The 16,605-nt window shown below is 69.1% G+C and carries 16 protein-coding genes; 3 read left to right on the forward strand and 13 right to left on the reverse strand.

Going from position 1 to position 16,605, the window contains the following annotated elements:
- The first annotated feature begins 15 nt into the window (after positions 1-15).
- On the forward strand, positions 16-810 hold the full coding sequence (locus N8A90_RS00110; protein WP_262072617.1) for an SDR family oxidoreductase: 795 nt from the start codon (positions 16-18) through the stop codon (positions 808-810).
- Positions 811-832: 22 nt separating this feature from the next.
- On the opposite strand, the gene N8A90_RS00115 is transcribed toward N8A90_RS00110, so the two are convergent.
- The 3 genes from N8A90_RS00115 to N8A90_RS00125 form a co-directional block, all read right to left on the reverse strand.
- Positions 833-1,141: a hypothetical protein gene (locus N8A90_RS00115; RefSeq protein ID WP_262072618.1), complete on the reverse strand. Its 309-nt coding sequence runs from the start codon at positions 1,139-1,141 to the stop codon at positions 833-835.
- Positions 1,142-1,149: 8 nt separating this feature from the next.
- Positions 1,150-1,644, reverse strand: a complete 495-nt coding sequence (locus N8A90_RS00120; protein ID WP_262072619.1) for a hypothetical protein — start codon at positions 1,642-1,644, stop codon at positions 1,150-1,152.
- A gap of 84 nt (positions 1,645-1,728) precedes the next feature.
- Entirely contained in the window at positions 1,729-2,643 is a 915-nt protein-coding gene (locus N8A90_RS00125; protein WP_262072620.1) for a DMT family transporter, read from the reverse strand.
- A 111-nt stretch (positions 2,644-2,754) separates the two neighbouring features.
- On the opposite strand from N8A90_RS00125, the gene N8A90_RS00130 reads away from it, so the two are divergent.
- Positions 2,755-3,738: a quinone oxidoreductase family protein gene (locus tag N8A90_RS00130; RefSeq protein ID WP_262072621.1), complete on the forward strand. Its 984-nt coding sequence runs from the start codon at positions 2,755-2,757 to the stop codon at positions 3,736-3,738.
- Here N8A90_RS00130 and N8A90_RS00135 read toward each other — a convergent pair.
- Positions 3,728-4,621: a LysR family transcriptional regulator gene (locus tag N8A90_RS00135; protein WP_262072622.1), complete on the reverse strand. Its 894-nt coding sequence runs from the start codon at positions 4,619-4,621 to the stop codon at positions 3,728-3,730. The genes N8A90_RS00130 and N8A90_RS00135 overlap by 11 nt on opposite strands.
- A gap of 69 nt (positions 4,622-4,690) precedes the next feature.
- Between N8A90_RS00135 and N8A90_RS00140 the strand changes: the two genes are divergently transcribed.
- Entirely contained in the window at positions 4,691-5,689 is a 999-nt protein-coding gene (locus N8A90_RS00140; RefSeq protein WP_262072623.1) for a bile acid:sodium symporter family protein, read from the forward strand.
- Positions 5,690-5,713: 24 nt separating this feature from the next.
- Here N8A90_RS00140 and N8A90_RS00145 read toward each other — a convergent pair whose 3' ends face one another.
- The 9 genes from N8A90_RS00145 to ileS all read right to left on the reverse strand — a co-directional run bounded on the left by N8A90_RS00145 (position 5,714) and on the right by ileS (position 16,525).
- Positions 5,714-7,378, reverse strand: a complete 1,665-nt coding sequence (locus N8A90_RS00145; RefSeq protein ID WP_262072624.1) for a Na/Pi cotransporter family protein — start codon at positions 7,376-7,378, stop codon at positions 5,714-5,716.
- Positions 7,379-7,464: 86 nt separating this feature from the next.
- Entirely contained in the window at positions 7,465-8,292 is an 828-nt protein-coding gene (locus N8A90_RS00150; RefSeq protein ID WP_262072625.1) for a phosphodiesterase, read from the reverse strand.
- Positions 8,289-9,353 carry an ABC transporter ATP-binding protein gene (locus N8A90_RS00155; RefSeq protein ID WP_262072626.1) on the reverse strand — a complete coding sequence of 355 codons (1,065 nt, stop codon included), beginning with the start codon at positions 9,351-9,353 and terminating at the stop codon, positions 8,289-8,291. The genes N8A90_RS00150 and N8A90_RS00155 overlap by 4 nt, the downstream gene beginning before the upstream one ends.
- Positions 9,343-10,143 (reverse strand): ABC transporter permease, encoded by an 801-nt coding sequence (locus tag N8A90_RS00160; protein ID WP_262072627.1) that lies wholly within the window; start codon positions 10,141-10,143, stop codon positions 9,343-9,345. The genes N8A90_RS00155 and N8A90_RS00160 overlap by 11 nt, the downstream gene beginning before the upstream one ends.
- Positions 10,144-10,152: 9 nt before the next feature.
- Positions 10,153-10,962, reverse strand: a complete 810-nt coding sequence (locus N8A90_RS00165) for an ABC transporter permease (protein WP_262072628.1) — start codon at positions 10,960-10,962, stop codon at positions 10,153-10,155.
- Entirely contained in the window at positions 10,959-11,972 is a 1,014-nt protein-coding gene (locus N8A90_RS00170) for an ABC transporter substrate-binding protein (protein ID WP_262072629.1), read from the reverse strand. Before N8A90_RS00170 ends, N8A90_RS00165 begins: the two co-directional genes overlap by 4 nt.
- 46 nt (positions 11,973-12,018) lie before the next feature.
- Positions 12,019-13,017: a LacI family DNA-binding transcriptional regulator gene (locus tag N8A90_RS00175; RefSeq protein WP_262073124.1), complete on the reverse strand. Its 999-nt coding sequence runs from the start codon at positions 13,015-13,017 to the stop codon at positions 12,019-12,021.
- Between the two features lie 128 nt (positions 13,018-13,145).
- On the reverse strand, positions 13,146-13,658 hold the full coding sequence (gene lspA / locus N8A90_RS00180) for a signal peptidase II (RefSeq protein ID WP_262072630.1): 513 nt from the start codon (positions 13,656-13,658) through the stop codon (positions 13,146-13,148).
- A complete protein-coding gene (gene ileS, locus N8A90_RS00185; protein ID WP_262072631.1) occupies positions 13,658-16,525 on the reverse strand; it encodes an isoleucine--tRNA ligase in 2,868 nt (955 codons plus the stop codon). Before ileS ends, lspA begins: the two co-directional genes overlap by 1 nt.
- Between the last annotated feature and the right edge of the window lie 80 nt (positions 16,526-16,605).

A 16,605-nucleotide genomic window follows, 5' to 3' on the forward strand; every position in this document is an offset into this window, starting at 1 on the left:
CCGAAGGAAACTCACATGGATCTCGGAATCGCGGGCCGCACGGCCCTGGTATGCGGCGGCAGCAAGGGCCTGGGCCTGGGCTGCGCCGAAGCGCTGGTGCGTGAAGGCGTGAACGTGGTGGTGGTGGCGCGCGGTGCCGAAGCTCTGCAGGCGGCCGCAGCAAGGCTCGAAGCGGCCGCTGCCGGCTCGCCCAGGCCCTTCGTCAAGACGGTCGCCGCCGACATCACGACGCCCGAAGGCCGCGCCGCCGCCTTTGCCGCGCATGCCGACTACGACATCGTCGTGACCAATGCCGGCGGCCCGCCGCCCGGCGACTTCCGCGACTGGGACCGCGAGGCGTGGATCAAGGCGGTCGACGCCAACATGCTCACGCCCATCGAGCTGATCAAGGCCACGGTCGACGGCATGGCCGCGCGCGGCTATGGCCGCATCGTGAACATCACGTCGAGCTCTGTGAAGGCGCCGATCGACATCCTGGGCCTGTCCAACGGCGCGCGCAGCGGGCTGACCGGCTTCGTGGCCGGCGTGGCGCGCACGCCGATCGCGGCCAAGGGCGTGACGATCAACAACCTGCTGCCGGGTTCGTTCGACACTGACCGCCTCAAGGGCACCATGGCCGGTGCGGCGAAGAAGAGCGGCCTCGACGTCGACACCGTGCGTGCCAACCGCCAGAAGGGCATTCCGGCCGGCCGCTTCGGAAACCCGGAAGAGTTCGGCGCCATCTGTGCCTTCCTCTGCAGCCTGCAGGCGGGCTACATCACCGGTCAGAACGTGCTGACCGACGGCGGCGCCTACCCGGGCACCTACTGACCCTGCGCTGGCGACCCGAGGCTCAGTCGATCGCGAAGGCGAGCGCCACCGCGCCGATCGCCAGGCCAGCCAGCCCGAACAGGAACAGCAGCTCGGCCCGGCGCTCGTGCCGGACGCCGGTCTGCCCCGTGCGCATCGACATGAACGACAGCACGGCGCTCGCCAGGAAGACGAGCGCATCGATGGCGAGCAGCTTGTCGACCGCCATGCGGGCGCTCGTCGTGTGGCCCAGGTGGCCGATCGTCAGGACCGTCATGCAGGCCCCGATCATCGTGGCCGAGGTCGGCAGGATGTGTGCCGACAGGCCGCGGGCGGGCGGGGTGTCCTGCATGGGCGTCGTCACGTGGGCGCGTGCGTGGTCGAGTGCGCGGTCGAGCCCGTGGAGGCCGCCATGTCGGTGTTCGCCGGCCACAGCAGCAGGGCCTTGGCGGGCGCGCCCGGCAGCACGGTCAGATCCTGCTTGAGTGTCTGCGCCGACAGGGTCGCCTCGACCTGGTAGCGGCCCGGCGCCAGGCGTGCCACGAGGAAGGGGCCGGTGGCGAGCACGTTGTCGAGCACGGCGCGCCCGTCCTGGTCGCGCACCGTGACGCGCACGTCGGCAGCGAAGTCGGCACGCGTGTGGTCCTTGACGGCGAATTCGAGCGTCGCCGGCCAGCGCGGCGACACCGTTTCCATGAACTTTGCCTCGTCGCTGCCGATGCCGCCGCTCATGTACTCGATGCCATGCGTCATGCGGATCGGCGGATTGACGACCGCATGGGCCGAGAGCGCGGCGAACAGGGCGCCGCTGCACAGGACGGCCGTCAGCGGCCGGAGCTTTCGAGAGACGTTCATGCTGATGCTCCTTGCGTGGGTTGTTCCACGGGAGCACTGTGGTCGGCAGGACTTAAGCCGGTCTTAAAGAAGCCCACCCACCCGTCAGCGCGCCGACGTTCCGCGCGACGACAGCACGATGCCGCCCACGATCAGCGCGAAGGCCGCGCCGTGGTACCCGTGCGGCACCTCGCCGAGGAAGGCCGCCGACAGCAGCGCCGCGAACAGCGGCGTCAGGTTGAGGAAGAAGGCGGCCGTCTTCGGGCCGGCGCGCTGCGCGCCGGCAGCCCAGCAGCGGAAGGCCAGGAGGGCCGGGCCCACCGCGATGAAGACCAGCGCCGCGGCCAGCCACCAGCTCCAGTGCACATAGGTGGCGCCCGCCGCCCATTCGCCGGCGGCGAACAGCCCCGACCACCCCAGGCCGAACACCATCTGCGCCATCAGGAAGGCGGACCAATCCTGGCGCAGGCCGGCAGGCTCCGTGGTGCCCACGAGCATCCAGCTGTACACCGACCAGGCGAGCACGGCCAGCAGGATGTAGAGGTCGCCCGGCACCAGCCGCAGCGCGGCCAGGTGGCGCCAGTCGCCCTGGCTCAGCACGAGCAGCACGCCGAGCATCGAGACCACGGCGCCGGCGATCTCGAAACGCGTGGCGCGCTGGCCGAAGAAGAGCGTGCCGATCAGCAGCATCCAGAACGGCGCGCTGGAGGTGACCAGCGTCACGTTCAGCGGCGTCGAGGTCTGCAGCGCCAGGTACTGGAAGGCGTTGTAGATGCCCACGCCCAGGAGGCCGAGCACGCTGTAGCGCCGCCAGTGGCGCCACATCGGATGGTCGCGCCGCAGCACCCCGTGGGCCAGCGGCAGCAGCACGACGAAGGCCAGCACCCAGCGGATGAAGTTCAGCGTGAGCGGCGAGGCCACGTCCTTCAGCAGGCGGCCGAGCACCGCGTTGGCGGCCCACAGCAGCGGCGGTGTGGCGAGGAGGAGGATGGTGGCGGGGGTGAGGCGAGACGGCTGCATGGCGCGAGGAAGGACGGACCGCCTGATTGTCCCCTCTGCACGCGACAGGGCCGGCCATGGCAGGATCGAGGGCTGTTGTCGACCCCGTCCCTTCTGCAGGAGCCCCTTCCCATGAGCAAAGCCGTTCGCATCGACCGCCCCGGCGGTCCCGAGGAACTCAAGATCGTCGACGTCGAGGTGGGCGAGCCCGGCCCCGGCGAGATCCGCATCCGCCACAAGGCCGTCGGCCTCAATTTCATCGATACCTACCAGCGCAGCGGGCTCTATCCGTTTGCGATGCCGCTGCAGCTCGGGATGGAAGCCTCGGGCGTGATCGAGGCGGTGGGCGAGGGTGTGACGCACCTGCAGCCGGGCGACCGTGCCGCCTATGCCAGCGGACCGCCCGGTGCCTATTGCGAGCTGCGCGTGATGCCGGCCAAGAACGTGTGCAGGCTGCCCGACGCGATCTCCTTCGAGACCGGCGCGGCCATGATGCTCAAGGGCCTGACCGTGCAATACCTGCTGAAGAAGACGCTGCCGGCCGAAGGCCTGCAGCCGGGCGACTTCATCCTGTTCCATGCCGCGGCCGGCGGCGTCGGCCTGATCGCCTGCCAGTGGGCCAAGGCGCTGGGCCTGCAGCTCATCGGCACGGCGGGCTCCGACGCCAAGTGCCAACTGGCGCTGGACCATGGCGCGGCGCATGCGATCAACTACAGCACCGAGAACTTCGCCGAGCGCGTGAAGGCGATCACCGGTGGCAAGGGCGTGAAGGTGGTGTACGACTCGGTCGGCAAGGACACCTACGAAGGCTCGATCGACTGCCTGCGCCCCTTCGGGCTGCTGGCGGTCTTCGGCAACGGTTCGGGCCCCACGCCCCCGATCAACCTCGGCCTGCTGGCCTCGAAGGGCTCGCTCTACGTGACCCGCCCCACGCTGTTCACCCACATCGCCACGCGCGAGGCCACGCAGGCCATGGCCGACGACCTGTTCGCGGTGGTGCAGAGCGGCGCGGTGAAGATCCCGATCGATCAGCGCTATGCGCTGGAAGACGTGCAGCAGGCGCACCGCGACCTGGAAGCGCGCAAGACCACCGGCTGCACCATCCTCACGCTGTAGCCGCAGCGGTCTCGCGCACCAGCCGCCACACGCGCTGCGCCAGGGGCGACGGCGCGCGGTTGCGGCGGTGCACCAGCATCACCCGGCGCTCGATGCGCGGCACCAGCGGCAGCGACACCAGCGTGCCGAGCCCGCCGGGCGGCACGGCCAGCGCCGGCATCACGCTGATGCCGATGCCCGCCTCGACCATGCGGAACACCGTGGTCGGGTGGCCCAGCTGCTGCGCCACCTCGGCCTGCACGCCGTGGGCGGCCAGCGCATCGTCGATCAGCCGGCGGCTGCCCGACGCATGGTCGAGCAGCACCAGCGGATGGCCCGCCAGCGCCGACCAGCGCACCGTCTTGCGCGCAGCCAGCGCATGGCCCGCGGGCACCACCAGCACGAAGGGGTCGTTGAGGATCGTCTCGGCCGTGAGGTCATCGGTCGACGAGGGCTCGATCACCACGCCGAAGTCGACCTCGCCGGTGCGCACGCTGTCGAGCGCGTCCTGCTGGATGCGGTCGAGCAGCACCAGCTGGATGTCGGGCTCCTGGCGCGCACAGGCTGCGATGCAGGCCGGCATGAGCTGCGCCGACAGCGTCGGGCTGCTGGCCACGCGGACCTTGCCGCGCCGCGCGCGGGCCATGCCCCGCACGTCGAGCAGCGTCTGGTCGAGTTCGTCGAGCACGCGCTCGAGCCGGGCCGCCAGCGACTGGCCGGCGTCGGTCAGCACCACCTCGCGCGTGGTGCGGTCCAGCAGCTTCAGGCCGACCTGCGATTCGAGCTCGAGGATGGCGCGGCTGACGGCCGGCTGGGTCAGCGCGACCGCGTCGCCCGCGCGGCTGAAGTTGCGCTCCCCGGCGACGGCCAGGAAGACGCGAAGCTGGCGCAGCGTGACGTTCATGCGCCGGAATCATATATCTATCAGATAAATCCATTTCTCTTCTGGTCGCGTCCCGGGCCCAATGCACGCATGGCCCGTTCACGCTACCTCCCCGACAACTTCACCCTCGCCCTCGTCACGACGGTGGCGCTCGCCAGCCTGCTGCCCGCCTCGGGCGGCACCGCGCATTTCTTCGAGCGCCTCACCACGGTGGCGATCGGCCTGCTGTTCTTCCTCCATGGCGCCAAGCTCTCGCGCGAGGCGATCGTCCAGGGCGTCGGCCACTGGCGACTGCACCTGCTGGTGCTGGCCTGCACCTTCGTGCTGTTCCCGGCGCTGGGGCTGGCGCTGCGGCCGGTGCTGGAGCCGCTGGTGACGCCCGCGCTCTACACCGGTGTGCTCTACCTCTGCGTGCTGCCCGCCACCGTGCAGTCGGCCATCGCCTTCACCTCGCTGGCCCGTGGCAACGTGCCGGCCGCGATCTGCAGCGCTTCGGCCTCGACGCTGCTCGGCGTCTTCGTCACGCCGCTGCTGGTCGGCTTGATCGTGACGACCGGCGCCGGCAGTTCGGCATCGCTCGACGCCATCGGCCGCATCCTGCTGCAACTGATGGCGCCCTTCGTGGTCGGGCACCTGCTGCGGCCGTGGATCGGCGCCTGGGTCAAGCGGCACGCGTCGACGCTCACGCTGGTCGACCGCGGCTCGATCCTGCTGGTGGTCTACACCGCGTTCAGCGCGGCCGTGATCGAAGGTCTTTGGAAGCAGGTCTCGCCCACGGCGCTCGCCGGCCTGCTGGTGGTGCTGGCCGTGTTGCTGGCGATCGCGCTGACCTCGACGACCTGGCTGGCCCGCAAGTTCGGCTTCGACAAGGCCGACGAGGTGACCATCGTGTTCTGCGGCTCCAAGAAGAGCCTGGCGAGCGGCGTGCCGATGGCGCATGTGCTGTTCGCCGCCAGCGCGGTGGGCACCGTCGTGCTGCCCGTGATGCTGTTCCACCAGATGCAGCTGATGGTCTGCGCGGTGCTGGCGCAGCGCTATGCGCGCCGCCCGGTCGACGAGGCACCTGTGGCCGTCGCCAAGCCGGCTTGAACGACCGGGCCCCTCGGCGGCGGCTCAGGCGTTGTCGAGCGGGTGCAGGCGCGATTCGCGCAGCCGGCTCGGCGCCAGCGCGCCGGCCGAGTCGAGGATCGGGTAGGCGATCGAGCAGATGTGCGAGTTGATGCGCTTCAGGTCGCTGATCAGGTCGATGTGCAGCGAGCTGGTCTCCATGCTCGGCGCGGTGCGGTCCATCAGCCGGCTCAGGTGGGTGGTGGCGTAGGCGCGTTCCAGGTCGCGAAAGCGCGCCTTTTCTTCCAGCAGCTTCTGCGCGTCGCGCACGTTGCCGTTGAGGAACACGCTCATGCCCAGGCGCAGGTTGGCCACCAGCCGTTCGTGCAGCTCGACGATCTCGGCCATGCCGGCCGGCGAGAAGTTGCGCTGCGGCTTGATCTTCTTGTCCTCGATGTCGATGATCACGCGCTCGATGATGTCGCCCACCTGCTCCATGTTGATGGTGAAGCTGATGATGTCGGTCCAGCGCTTGCTCTCTTCCTCGCCCAGCGCCTCGCGCGAGATCTTCGTCAGGTAGTACTTGATGTCCGAGTAGAGCCGGTCGACCGTGTCGTCGAGCTTGCGCAGTTCGTCGGCCAGCTTCAGGTCGTTGTTGCGGATCACGTTGAGCATGCCGATGAGCATGGTCTCGACCACGTCGGCCTGGTGCAGCGCCTCGCGCGCGGCGTTCGAGATGGCCAGCGTGGGCGTCGACAGGGCCGACGGGTCCAGGTGCTGCGGCCGTGCCGTCGACGAGCCTTCCTGGGGCACCGGCAGCAGGCGCTTCACCAGGTCGGCCACCCAGCCGGTGAAAAAGATGAAGCCGATGCTCACGACCACGTTGAAAGCCAGGTGGTAGAGCACCACCAGCTGCGTCGCGTCCGACACGTAGGGCCGCACGTAGCGCAGGTACATCCCGATGAAGGGCGCCGCCAAGGCCACGCCGAGCAGCTTGAAGAGCAGGTTGCCGACCGTCACCTGCCGCACCGCGATGTCCGACTTGGCGGTGGTCAGCACCGCCAGCACGCCGCTGCCGAGGTTGGCACCCAGCACCAGGCCCAGCGCCACGTCCAGCGGCACGACCGCGGACGTCGCCATGGCCGCCACCAGCAGCACCACGGCGAGGCTCGAGTACGCCGCCACGGCCAGGGCGGCGCCGATGGTGATCTCGAGCAGCACGTCGCTGCTGATGGACGCCAGCACCGCGCGCATGGCCGGCGAATCGAACAGCGGGCCGGTGGCCTGCACCACCAGCTGCAGCGCCAGCAGCATCAGGCCCAGGCCGATCAGGATGCGGCCGAAGCGGCCCGCCGCGCTGGCCGGCCGCGTGATCGACAGCACCACGCCGGTGAAGATGAAGAGCGGCGACAGCCACGACAGGTCGGTCGAGAACAGCACCGACATCAGCGCCGTGCCCACGTCGGCGCCGCGCATCACGGCCAGCGCCGCGGGCAGGGTGATGAGGCCCTGGCCGACGAAGGACGAGGTCATCAGCGAGGTCGCGGTGCTCGACTGCACCAGCGCCGTCACGCCGATGCCGGACAGGGCCGCCGTGAAACGGTTGCGCATGCTGCGCGCCAGGAACTTGCGCAGGTTGCCGCCGAACACGCGCAGCACGCCGGTGCGGACCAGGTGGGTGCCCCAGACGAGGAGCGCGACTGCTGCCAGCAGGTTCAGCAGATGTTTCATGGACGGCGGATGGCTTTCTCTTTTCTTGTTCGAGCCTCGATTGTCAGCACGGGTCGTGTGGCAAGGCGCCCGGAGGGGCGCCGGGTTCAGTCGATCAGGGCTCCATTCTCATGGAAAGGATACGGCCCCTCGAATTCGCCCGAAGCCGCCAGGTGCGTGACCACCCGTTGCCCCTCCCAGGCGTGCACCCGGAAGCCGGGTGGTTCGAGCATCCAGGCCGAGGGCGCCGCCGGGTCGAGGTCGAGCGCGACCTGGTGGCCGGGCGCCGGCGAGGTCGACGCGATGGTGCCGCCGAAGCGCACGTCGATGGCACGGTGCAGGTGGCCGCAGATCACGCGCTCGACGTTCGGATGGCGGGCGACCAGCGCCTCCAGTTCTGCCGCGCCTTCGAGCAGCCCGATGTCGTCCATGTGGCCGATCAGCGTGCGAAAGGGCGGGTGGTGCATGGCGATGACGACCGGCTCGTGGCTGAATGCATCGAGCTGCGCGGCGAGCCAGTCGAGGCGCGCGGCATCGAGCGTGCCGTGGCTGTGGCCGGGCACGCAGGTGTCGAGCGTGAGCAGCCGCAGTCCGCCGACCTTCACGCTGTACTGCACGAAGGTGCCTGCATCGCCCAGGTAGCTGTGCGTCGGAAAACTGCGACGCAACTGGTCGCGGTCGTCGTGGTTGCCCGGCATCAGGTAGATGGGCATGGTCAGCGGCGCCAGCAGCTCGGCCATGTGCGTGTACTCGGCCGCGCGGCCGAAGTCGCTCAGGTCGCCGGTGATCACGACCGCGTCGGGTGCCTGCCGCAGGCGCAGCACGCTCTGCACCGCGCGCTTCAGGTACGGCGCGGTGTCGATGCGGCCGTAGGCCAGGCGGCCCGGTTCGCGGATGTGGAGGTCGGTGAGTTGAACGAGGACGGTGGTGGTCATGCGGCAGCCTCTTGCGAGGTCATGAGACGTTCGGTGGGGATACGCACACCGACCTCGTCGCCCACCTGGAAGCGCGTGTCGCGTGCCGCATCGACCAGCAGGCTCGGCTGGCCCGCCGTGCGCAGCCGCAACTGCACCCTGTCGCCGAGGAAGGTGCGCTGTTCGACGGCGCCGATGCCCCAGCCGGCCTGACCGGCCGGACCGATCTGGACGTCTTCGGGGCGCACGAGCAGCGTGGGGTGGTTCATCCAGGGGTCAGGGCATGCAATGCTCGTGCCGCCGACGAACACCACGCCGCGCGCGATGGCTTCGGGCGTGCGCGCCAGCCGGTTCACCCGGCCCAGGAACTCGGCCACGAAGGGATGGCTCGGTGCGCGGTACAGGTCTTCGCCGCGGCCGATCTGCACGATGCGGCCGGCGCGCATCACGGCCAGCCGGTCGGCGATGGCCATCGCTTCCTGCTGGTCGTGCGTGACGTGCACGGCGGTGATGTGCAGCCGGCGCAGCAGCTCGGCCAGTTCGTCGCGCAGCGACTCCTTGAGCTTCGCGTCGAGCGCGGCCAGCGGCTCGTCGAGCAGCAGCACGCGCGGGCGCACGGCCACGGCGCGCGCCAGGGCCACGCGCTGGCGCTGGCCGCCGGAGAGTTCGCTGGGCCGCTTGTTCTCCAGCCCGGTGAGGCGCGTGAGGTCGACCAGTTCGCCGACCACGCGCTTCTCTTCGGATGCCGCGACGCCGCGGATGCGCAGGCCATAGCCGATGTTGGCGGCCACGCTCATCTGCGGGAACAGCGCGTAGCTCTGGAACACCATGCCCACGCCGCGCTGCTCGACCGGCTTGTGGGTCACGTCCTGGTCGCCGAAGCGGATGGTGCCGCCGTCGTCGAGCGTTTCGAGCCCGGCGATCAGGCGCAGCAGCGTGGTCTTGCCGCAGCCCGAAGGGCCGAGCAGCGCGAGCACCTCGCCCGGCTCGACGTGCAGGTTCGTCGGCTGCAGGCCTCGCGTGCCGTCGGCGTAGGTTTTGGCGACGTTCTCGATGTCGACGGGGATGCGTTCAAGTTCCATGGCGTTTCTGCAGGAGATGGGCGAGGGACTGCAGGCCCCACAGCACCGGGAGGATGACGATGAAGAAGACCAGCGTGTAGGCCGAGCCCACTTCCAGCCGCATCGAGGCGTAGCTGTCGGCCAGGCCGACGGGCAGCGTGCGGGTGAGCGGCGTGTGCAGCATCCAGGTCAGGTTGAATTCGCCGACCGAGAGCGTGAAGACCATCAGGCTGCCCGCCACGATGGCGGGGAACACGGCCGGCACCAGGATGCCCATGAAGCGCTGGCGGAAGCTCGCGCCCAGCGTGCGCGCCGCTTCCTCCAGTGCGACGAGGTCGTGCCGCTGAAAGGCCGAGGCCACGGTGCGCACCATGAAGGGCAGCGTGAAGACGATGTGCCCGACCAGGATGAAGGCGAAGCTCTGGCGGAAGGCGCTGATCTGCCCGTAGGCCAGGATCAGCGCCAGCGCGGTCGCCAGGCCGGGCACCGCGACCGGCAGCGTCAGCAGCTCCTCGAAGATGCGCGCGGCGCGCGACCGGCTGCGTGCCAGCGCATAGGCGCAGGGCACGCCGAGCACGATGGTGCCCGCGACGCAGACCAGCGCCAGCGCGAGCGACCAGCCCACCGTGCCGCCGTAGACCTCCCAGACCTCGCCGAACCAGCGCGTCGTGAGCCCGCTCTTGAGGCCCACGCTGTAGTTGTTGACCAGGCCGGCCATCACCGACAGCAGCATCGGGGAGATCATGAAGAAGCTGACGAGCGCGGTCACCGCGAAGAGAAAGGGCGCCCGGGTGGTTGTTTGTGTTCGCATGCGTCCTCCTCAGCGCGTGATCGGGCTGCCGCCGAAGTGACGCGCGACGAACAGTACGGCCCAGGTCACCACGCCCAGCGCGATCGATAGCGACGCGGCCAGCGCGAAGTTCGCGTAGTTGGTGAACTCGTTGTAGATGGTGATCGGGATCACCTCGAACTTGCTCGCCAGCGTGAAGGCGGTGCCGAAGGCCCCCATCGAGGTCGCGAACAGGATCGCACCGCACGCGAGCGTGGTGGGGGCCAGCTCGGGCAGCCACACGTCGCGCACCACGCGCAGCCGCGAGGCGCCGAGCGAACGCGCGGCTTCTTCCAGCTGCAGGTTCATCGATTCGGCCGCCGCCGCATAGGTCGCGATGGCGCGCGGCAGCGAGAAGTACAGGTACGCGAGGAACAGGCCGAGCAGGCCGTAGGCGAAGGTGATGCGTTCGCCCACCAGCGCATCGGACAGGTCGGCCACCAGGCCCTGCCGGCCACCCAGCAGGATCACGAAGAAGCCGATGATCACGCCGGGGAAGGACAGCGGCAGGGTCAGCAGCGACAGCAGCACGCGCTTGCCGAGGAAGTCGCGCCGCGCGAGGTACACGCCGACGGCGCCGCCGAGGACCAGCGTGGCCAGCGTCACGCCGAGCGACAGCAGCACCGTGTTGAGCATGCTCTGCAGGTAGCGGCTGTCGGTGAGCACCGCGAAGTAGGTGGCCCAGCCCTTGTCCGCCGGCAGCGCCAGCAGGCGCAGCACCGGCAGCAGCCAGAACATCAGGAAGAAGGCGGCGGCCGGCGCTGCGCAGCCGAGCAGCAGCCAGCGCTGGCCGGACTTCAACGCACGTCCTTCAGGTAGCTGTCGGAGAAGGCGCGCTGCGCGGCGGCCATGCGGCCGTAGTCGACCGTCTTGGCGCGCTTGTACTCGGCGGCGGGCAGGAATTGCGCCTCGACGTCCTTGGGCATCGCGCCGGCACGGACCGGGCGCAGGTAGGCCTTGGCCCAGATCGCCTGGCCTTCGTCGGACAGCACGAAGTCGAGCACCTTCTTCGCATCGGCCGCGTGCGGCGCATTGGCCACCATGCTCATCACGTAAGGCACGACGATCGTGCCTTCGGTCGGGATCACGAAGGCGACGTTGGCCTTGTCCTTGTACTTGGCGCGGTAGGCGTTGAAGTCGTAGTCCAGCAGGATCGCGATCTCGCCCGACAGCACGCGCGCGTACGAGGTCTGCTTGGGCACGATGGGCTCGTTCTTCTGCAGCGCCTTGAAGTAGTCGATGGCCGGGCCGAAGTTGTCGAGCGAACCGCCGCGCGCTTCGTTGACTGCCACCGCGCCGACGTAGCCGACGAAGGCCGAGGCCGGGTCGAGGTAGCCGATCAGGCCCTTGTACTCGGGCTTGAGCAGGTCGGCCCACGACTTCGGAATCGGCTTGCCCTTGAGCGCATCGACGTTGACCATGAAGCCGAGCGTGCCGGAGTGGATCGTGAACCAGTGGCCGGCCGGGTCCTTCAGGCCGTCGGGGATGTCCTTCCAGTTGGCGGGCTGGTAGGGGGCGACGACGCCGTCCTTCTGGGCCTGGATGGCAAAGGTGACGCCGAGGTAGGTCACGTCGGCCACGGGGCTGGCCTTCTCGGCCACCATCTGCGCCAGGGCCTGGCCCGAGTTCTTGTTGTCCGCCGGCACGGTGACGCCGGTCTTGGCCTTGATGACGCGCAGCTGCGTGCCCCAGTCGGCCCATTCGGTCGGGCAGTTGTAGCAGATGGCGGTCTGCGCCATGGTGACGCTGGCGGCGGCGAGGCCGGCGGCCAGCACGCCGAGGCGGGCGATGCGTTTCAGGGTGAGGGACATGGAAAAGCTCCTGGGTTGGAAGAGATCGTTGGGGGGAAGGGAGAAATCAGGGGGGCGCCACCGCGCACGACTCGCCTTCGCGGAAGGCGTGCGGCAGCAGCAGGCTGGCATCGGCACGGGGCACGACGCCGTCCGCCAGCGCCTTCAGCAGCAGCTCGACGCTGTGGCGGCCGATGTCGTGGTTGGGCTGCATCACGGTGCTCAGCGCTGGCGTCAGGTCCTGGCCGAGCGCGATGCCGTCGAAGCCGACGACGGCCAGGTCCTGCGGCACGCGCAGGCCGTCGAGCGACGCGGCGCGGATGCTGCGGATGGCCAGCAGGTCGTTCGAGCAGAACAGGGCGGTGGGCCGCGGCGCCTGCGCGAGGTAATGGCGAAGCGCGTCGACCGCGGTCTCGACGAAGGGCACCTCGAGCACCGGCGGCGCGCTCAGGCCGGCGGCATCCATGCCTTGCAGGTAGCCGCGGTAGCGCTGCTGCGCCCGGTCGGACGCAGCCATGGTGCCGGTGACCATCGCGATGCGCCGGTGGCCGAGCCGTACCAGCCGCGCCACCACGTCGGCCGAGGCGCCTTCGCTGTCGACCGACACGCAGGGGTGCGACGCGTGCTTGTTGTAGGCCAGCACGTAGGGCACGGCGTTGGCGCGCAGGCGCTCGAGTGCCTGCGAGGTCGTCGGGTTCGACACCACCAGGATCATCCCGTCGACGTTGCCCGCGAGCAGTTGGTTCACCGCGCGCTCTTCCTCGCCCAACTGGTAGGCCGTGGTCACCGGAATGATCGCGTAGCCGCCGGCCGCCGCCGCCTGGGCGATGCCCTGCAGGCATTCGGCGAAGGTCGGGTTCAGCAGCGTCGGCAGCACGACGCCGAGCACGCGGCTGCGCTGGGTGCGCAGCGTGCGGGCGCTGGCGTTGGCCACGTAGCCCAGTTCCGCGGCCACGCGCTCGACCAGCGCACGGGTCGCGGGCGCCACCTTGTCGGGGAAATTGAAGGCGCGCGACACCGTGGCGACGGACACGCCGGCGTGTCGGGCAACGATCTGGATGTTCATCGAGGGCATCGGGGCGGCTTTATGTAATCGATTACATTTGAGCGCGCCAGTGTGACGCCGTGATGACCAAGAAAAAACCGCGTTAACCCTGGGAGGTCAACGCGGTTGTCTGTTCAGCGCAGATTCGGCTACTTGCCGCGCCGCACGCGCCGCAACTCGTCGAGGATCAGGCAGATCGCGCCGATGGTGATGGCGCTGTCTGCCACGTTGAAGGCCGGGAAGTGGCTGGCGCCGAGGTGGAAGTCGAGGAAGTCCACCACGTAGCCATGCATCATGCGGTCGACCACGTTGCCGATGGCGCCGCCCAGGATGCAGGCCATGGCGAAGCTGAAGAGCTTCTGGCCCGGGTGCGACTTCAGCATCCACACGATGAAGATCGCCGCCCCCACGCCAATGGCGGTGAACAGCCAGCGCTGCCAGCCCGAGTGGTCTGCCAAGAACGAAAACGCCGCGCCGGTGTTGTGGGCCCGCACGATGTTGAAGAAGCCCGTGATGTAGGTGGCATCACCGAGCCGGTAGTAGCCGAGGATCAGCGTCTTGGTGAACTGGTCCAGGATGAACAGGACCAGCGCCAGGCCGAGCCAGGGCCAGATGCCGGCACCGGACGACGACAGCTTGCGGGTGCTGGCGGTGCGGGCCATCAGGCGACGCTCCGCGCTTCGCCCGCGCCGTAGAGGTTGCTGGTGCAGCGGCCGCAGATCGTCGGGTGGGCCGGGTCGTGGCCGACATCGGCGCGCCAGTGCCAGCAGCGCTCGCACTTGGTGTCGGTGCTGGGCGTGACCAGCGTGGCGGCGGCCTCGCCGGCCAGCAGCTCGATCGCCGAGGTGATGAAGACGAACTTCAGGTCGTCGCCCAGCGATGCCAGCAGCGCATGGTCTTCGGGCAGCACCGTGAGCGCGACGTTCGCCTGCAGCGACGAGCCGACCTGGCCGGTGCCGCGCACCGCCTCGATCTCCTTGTTGACGCCGTCGCGGATCTCGCGGATGCACGTCCACTTGGCCAGCAGGCCAGCGTCCGGTGTGCCGAGGTCACTGTAGACCTGCGTGAAGATCGAGTCGCCCGGCTGGCCGGTGCCCACCAGCTTCCACGCCTCTTCGGCGGTGAAGCTGAGGAAGGGCGCCATCCAGCGCAGCATCGCCTGCGTGATGTGCCAGAGCGCGGTCTGCGCGCTGCGACGCGCGTGCGAGCCGGGGGCGGTCGTGTAGAGCCGGTCCTTCAGCACGTCGAGGTAGAAGCCACCCAGGTCTTCCGAGCAGTAGATCTGCAGCTTCGCGACCACCGGGTGGAATTCGTAGACCTTGTAGTGCGCCAGCACCTCGGCCTGGAACTGCGCCGCGCGGCTGAGCGCGTAGCGGTCGATCTCCAGCATTTGGTCGAGCGGCACCGCGTCCTTCGCGACGTCGAAGTCGCTGGTGTTGGCCAGCAGGAAGCGCAGCGTGTTGCGGATGCGGCGGTAGGCGTCGACCACGCGCGCGAGGATCTTGTCGTCGCCCGCGATGTCGCCCGAATAGTCGCTGGCTGCGACCCACAGGCGGATGATTTCCGCGCCCAGCTTCTTGCTGATCTCCTGCGGATCGATGCCGTTGCCGAGCGACTTGCTCATCTTGCGGCCCTGGCTGTCGACCGTGAAGCCGTGCGTCAGCAGGCCGCGGTAGGGCGCACGGCCTTCGAGGGCCGAGGCCAGCAGCAGGGACGAGTGGAACCAGCCGCGGTGCTGGTCGTGGCCTTCGAGGTACAGGTCGGCCTCGGGGCCGGCGTCGTGGTGCACCGTGGGGTGCGTGCCGCGCAGCACGTGCCAGAAGGTCGAGCCCGAGTCGAACCACACCTCCAGGATGTCGGTGCTCTTGGTGTAGCTCGGCGCGTCGTCGGCGCCGAGGATCTCTTCGACGGTCGCGCGGCTCCAGGCCTCGATCCCACCCGCTTCGACGATGTCGGCCGCTTGATCGAGGATTTCCATGGTGCGCGGGTGCAGCTCGCCCGAATCCTTGTGCAGGAAGAACGGGATCGGCACGCCCCAGCTGCGCTGGCGCGAGATGCACCAGTCGGGCCGGTTGGCGATCATGTCGTGCAGGCGCGCCTTGCCGTTCTCTGGGTAGAAGTGCGTCTTCTCGATGGCTTCGAGCGCGATCTGGCGCAGCGTCTGGGGTGCCTTGTCCTTGGTGAAGACGCCTTCGCCCTCGTCCATGCGGATGAACCACTGGGCCGCGGCGCGGTAGATCACCGGCGTCTTGTGGCGCCAGCAGTGCGGGTAGCTGTGCGTGATGCCCTCGGTGGCCACCAGACGGTTCGCGTCGCGCAGCGCGGCGATGATCTCCGGCACGGCCTTCCAGATGTGCTGCCCGCCGAACAGCGGGAAGTCGGGCGCGTACGTGCCGTTGCCCTGCACCGGGTTCAGGATGTCGTCGTAGGCCATGCCGTGCGCGATGCAGGAATTGAAGTCGTCCACGCCGTAGGCCGGCGACGAGTGGACCAGGCCGGTGCCGTCGGTGGCTGTGGCGTAGTCGGCCAGGTAGATCGGCGCCAGGCGCCTGTAGCCCTGCACCCCGTTCTCGTCCGCGACGTCGTACAGCGGATGCTCGAACTCGAGCCCGCCCAGCGCCTCGCCCTTGACGGTGGCCAGCACCTTGCCGTCGAGCGCGTAGCGGTTCATGCACATCTCGACCAGCGAGGCGGCGAGGATCAGCAGGCCGCGCTCGGTGTCGACCAGCGAGTACTCCAGCTCGGGGTTCAGGTTGATCGCCTGGTTCGCCGGGATGGTCCACGCGGTGGTGGTCCAGATGACGGCGAAGATGTCACCCAGGACGTCGGGGCGGCCGAAGGCGGCCAGCACCTTCTCGCGCTCGTGCGCCTTGAAGGCCACGTCGAGCGTCTGCGACTTCTTGTCGGCGTATTCGATCTCGAACTCGGCCAGCGACGAGCCGCAGTCGAAGCACCAGTACACCGGCTTCAGGCCGCGGTAGACGAAGCCGCGCTCGATCACGCGCTTGAAGGCGCGCAGTTCGCCGGCCTCGTTGGCGAAGTCCATCGTCTTGTACGGGTGGTCCCATTCGCCCAGCACGCCCAGGCGCTGGAAGTCGACCATCTGCTGGGCGATCTGCTCGGTCGCGAAGGCGCGGCTCTTGGCCTGCATGTCGTCGCGGCTCAGGTTGCGGCCGTACTTCTTCTCGATGGCGTTCTCGATCGGCAGGCCGTGGCAGTCCCAGCCCGGCACGTAGAGCGCGTCGAAGCCCTCCAGCTGCCGCGCCTTGGTGATCATGTCCTTGAGGATCTTGTTGACGGCGTGACCCATGTGGATCTGGCCGTTGGCGTAGGGCGGGCCGTCGTGCAGGATGAACTTGGGCGCACCGGCGCGGGCCACGCGCAGCCGCTTGTAGAGGCCTTCGTCTTCCCATTCCTTGACCCAGCCCGGCTCGCGCTTGGCCATGTCGCCGCGCATCGGGAAGGGGGTGTCGGGCAGGTTGAGGGTGGCGCGGTAGTCAGTGCCGCCTTCGGGTTTGTTGTCAGCCATGGGGGTTCCAGAGGTCTGCGCTGCAAGTGCAGCGCTCGAAGAATCGAGGGGGCGTGGGGCGCTGGTGTGACACGGCGCGT

This window comes from Variovorax sp. N23, assembly GCF_025486315.1.
Lineage (GTDB): Bacteria > Pseudomonadota > Gammaproteobacteria > Burkholderiales > Burkholderiaceae_C > Variovorax.

Excerpts from the sequence above, each read along its gene's own strand:
- N8A90_RS00140 (WP_262072623.1), top strand. The coding sequence starts at position 4,691 with ATGGCCCGTTCACGCTACCTCCCCGACAACTTCACCCTCGCCCTCGTC.
- N8A90_RS00145 (WP_262072624.1), bottom strand. The coding sequence starts at position 7,378 with ATGAAACATCTGCTGAACCTGCTGGCAGCAGTCGCGCTCCTCGTCTGG.
- N8A90_RS00160 (WP_262072627.1), bottom strand. The coding sequence starts at position 10,143 with ATGCGAACACAAACAACCACCCGGGCGCCCTTTCTCTTCGCGGTGACC.
- N8A90_RS00155 (WP_262072626.1), bottom strand. The coding sequence starts at position 9,353 with ATGGAACTTGAACGCATCCCCGTCGACATCGAGAACGTCGCCAAAACC.
- N8A90_RS00175 (WP_262073124.1), bottom strand. The coding sequence starts at position 13,017 with ATGAACATCCAGATCGTTGCCCGACACGCCGGCGTGTCCGTCGCCACG.
- N8A90_RS00135 (WP_262072622.1), bottom strand. The coding sequence starts at position 4,621 with ATGAACGTCACGCTGCGCCAGCTTCGCGTCTTCCTGGCCGTCGCCGGG.
- N8A90_RS00125 (WP_262072620.1), bottom strand. The coding sequence starts at position 2,643 with ATGCAGCCGTCTCGCCTCACCCCCGCCACCATCCTCCTCCTCGCCACA.
- N8A90_RS00170 (WP_262072629.1), bottom strand. The coding sequence starts at position 11,972 with ATGTCCCTCACCCTGAAACGCATCGCCCGCCTCGGCGTGCTGGCCGCC.
- lspA (WP_262072630.1), bottom strand. The coding sequence starts at position 13,658 with ATGGCCCGCACCGCCAGCACCCGCAAGCTGTCGTCGTCCGGTGCCGGC.
- N8A90_RS00130 (WP_262072621.1), top strand. The coding sequence starts at position 2,755 with ATGAGCAAAGCCGTTCGCATCGACCGCCCCGGCGGTCCCGAGGAACTC.
- N8A90_RS00120 (WP_262072619.1), bottom strand. The coding sequence starts at position 1,644 with ATGAACGTCTCTCGAAAGCTCCGGCCGCTGACGGCCGTCCTGTGCAGC.
- N8A90_RS00150 (WP_262072625.1), bottom strand. The coding sequence starts at position 8,292 with ATGACCACCACCGTCCTCGTTCAACTCACCGACCTCCACATCCGCGAA.
- N8A90_RS00110 (WP_262072617.1), top strand. The coding sequence starts at position 16 with ATGGATCTCGGAATCGCGGGCCGCACGGCCCTGGTATGCGGCGGCAGC.
- ileS (WP_262072631.1), bottom strand. The coding sequence starts at position 16,525 with ATGGCTGACAACAAACCCGAAGGCGGCACTGACTACCGCGCCACCCTC.
- N8A90_RS00115 (WP_262072618.1), bottom strand. The coding sequence starts at position 1,141 with ATGCAGGACACCCCGCCCGCCCGCGGCCTGTCGGCACACATCCTGCCG.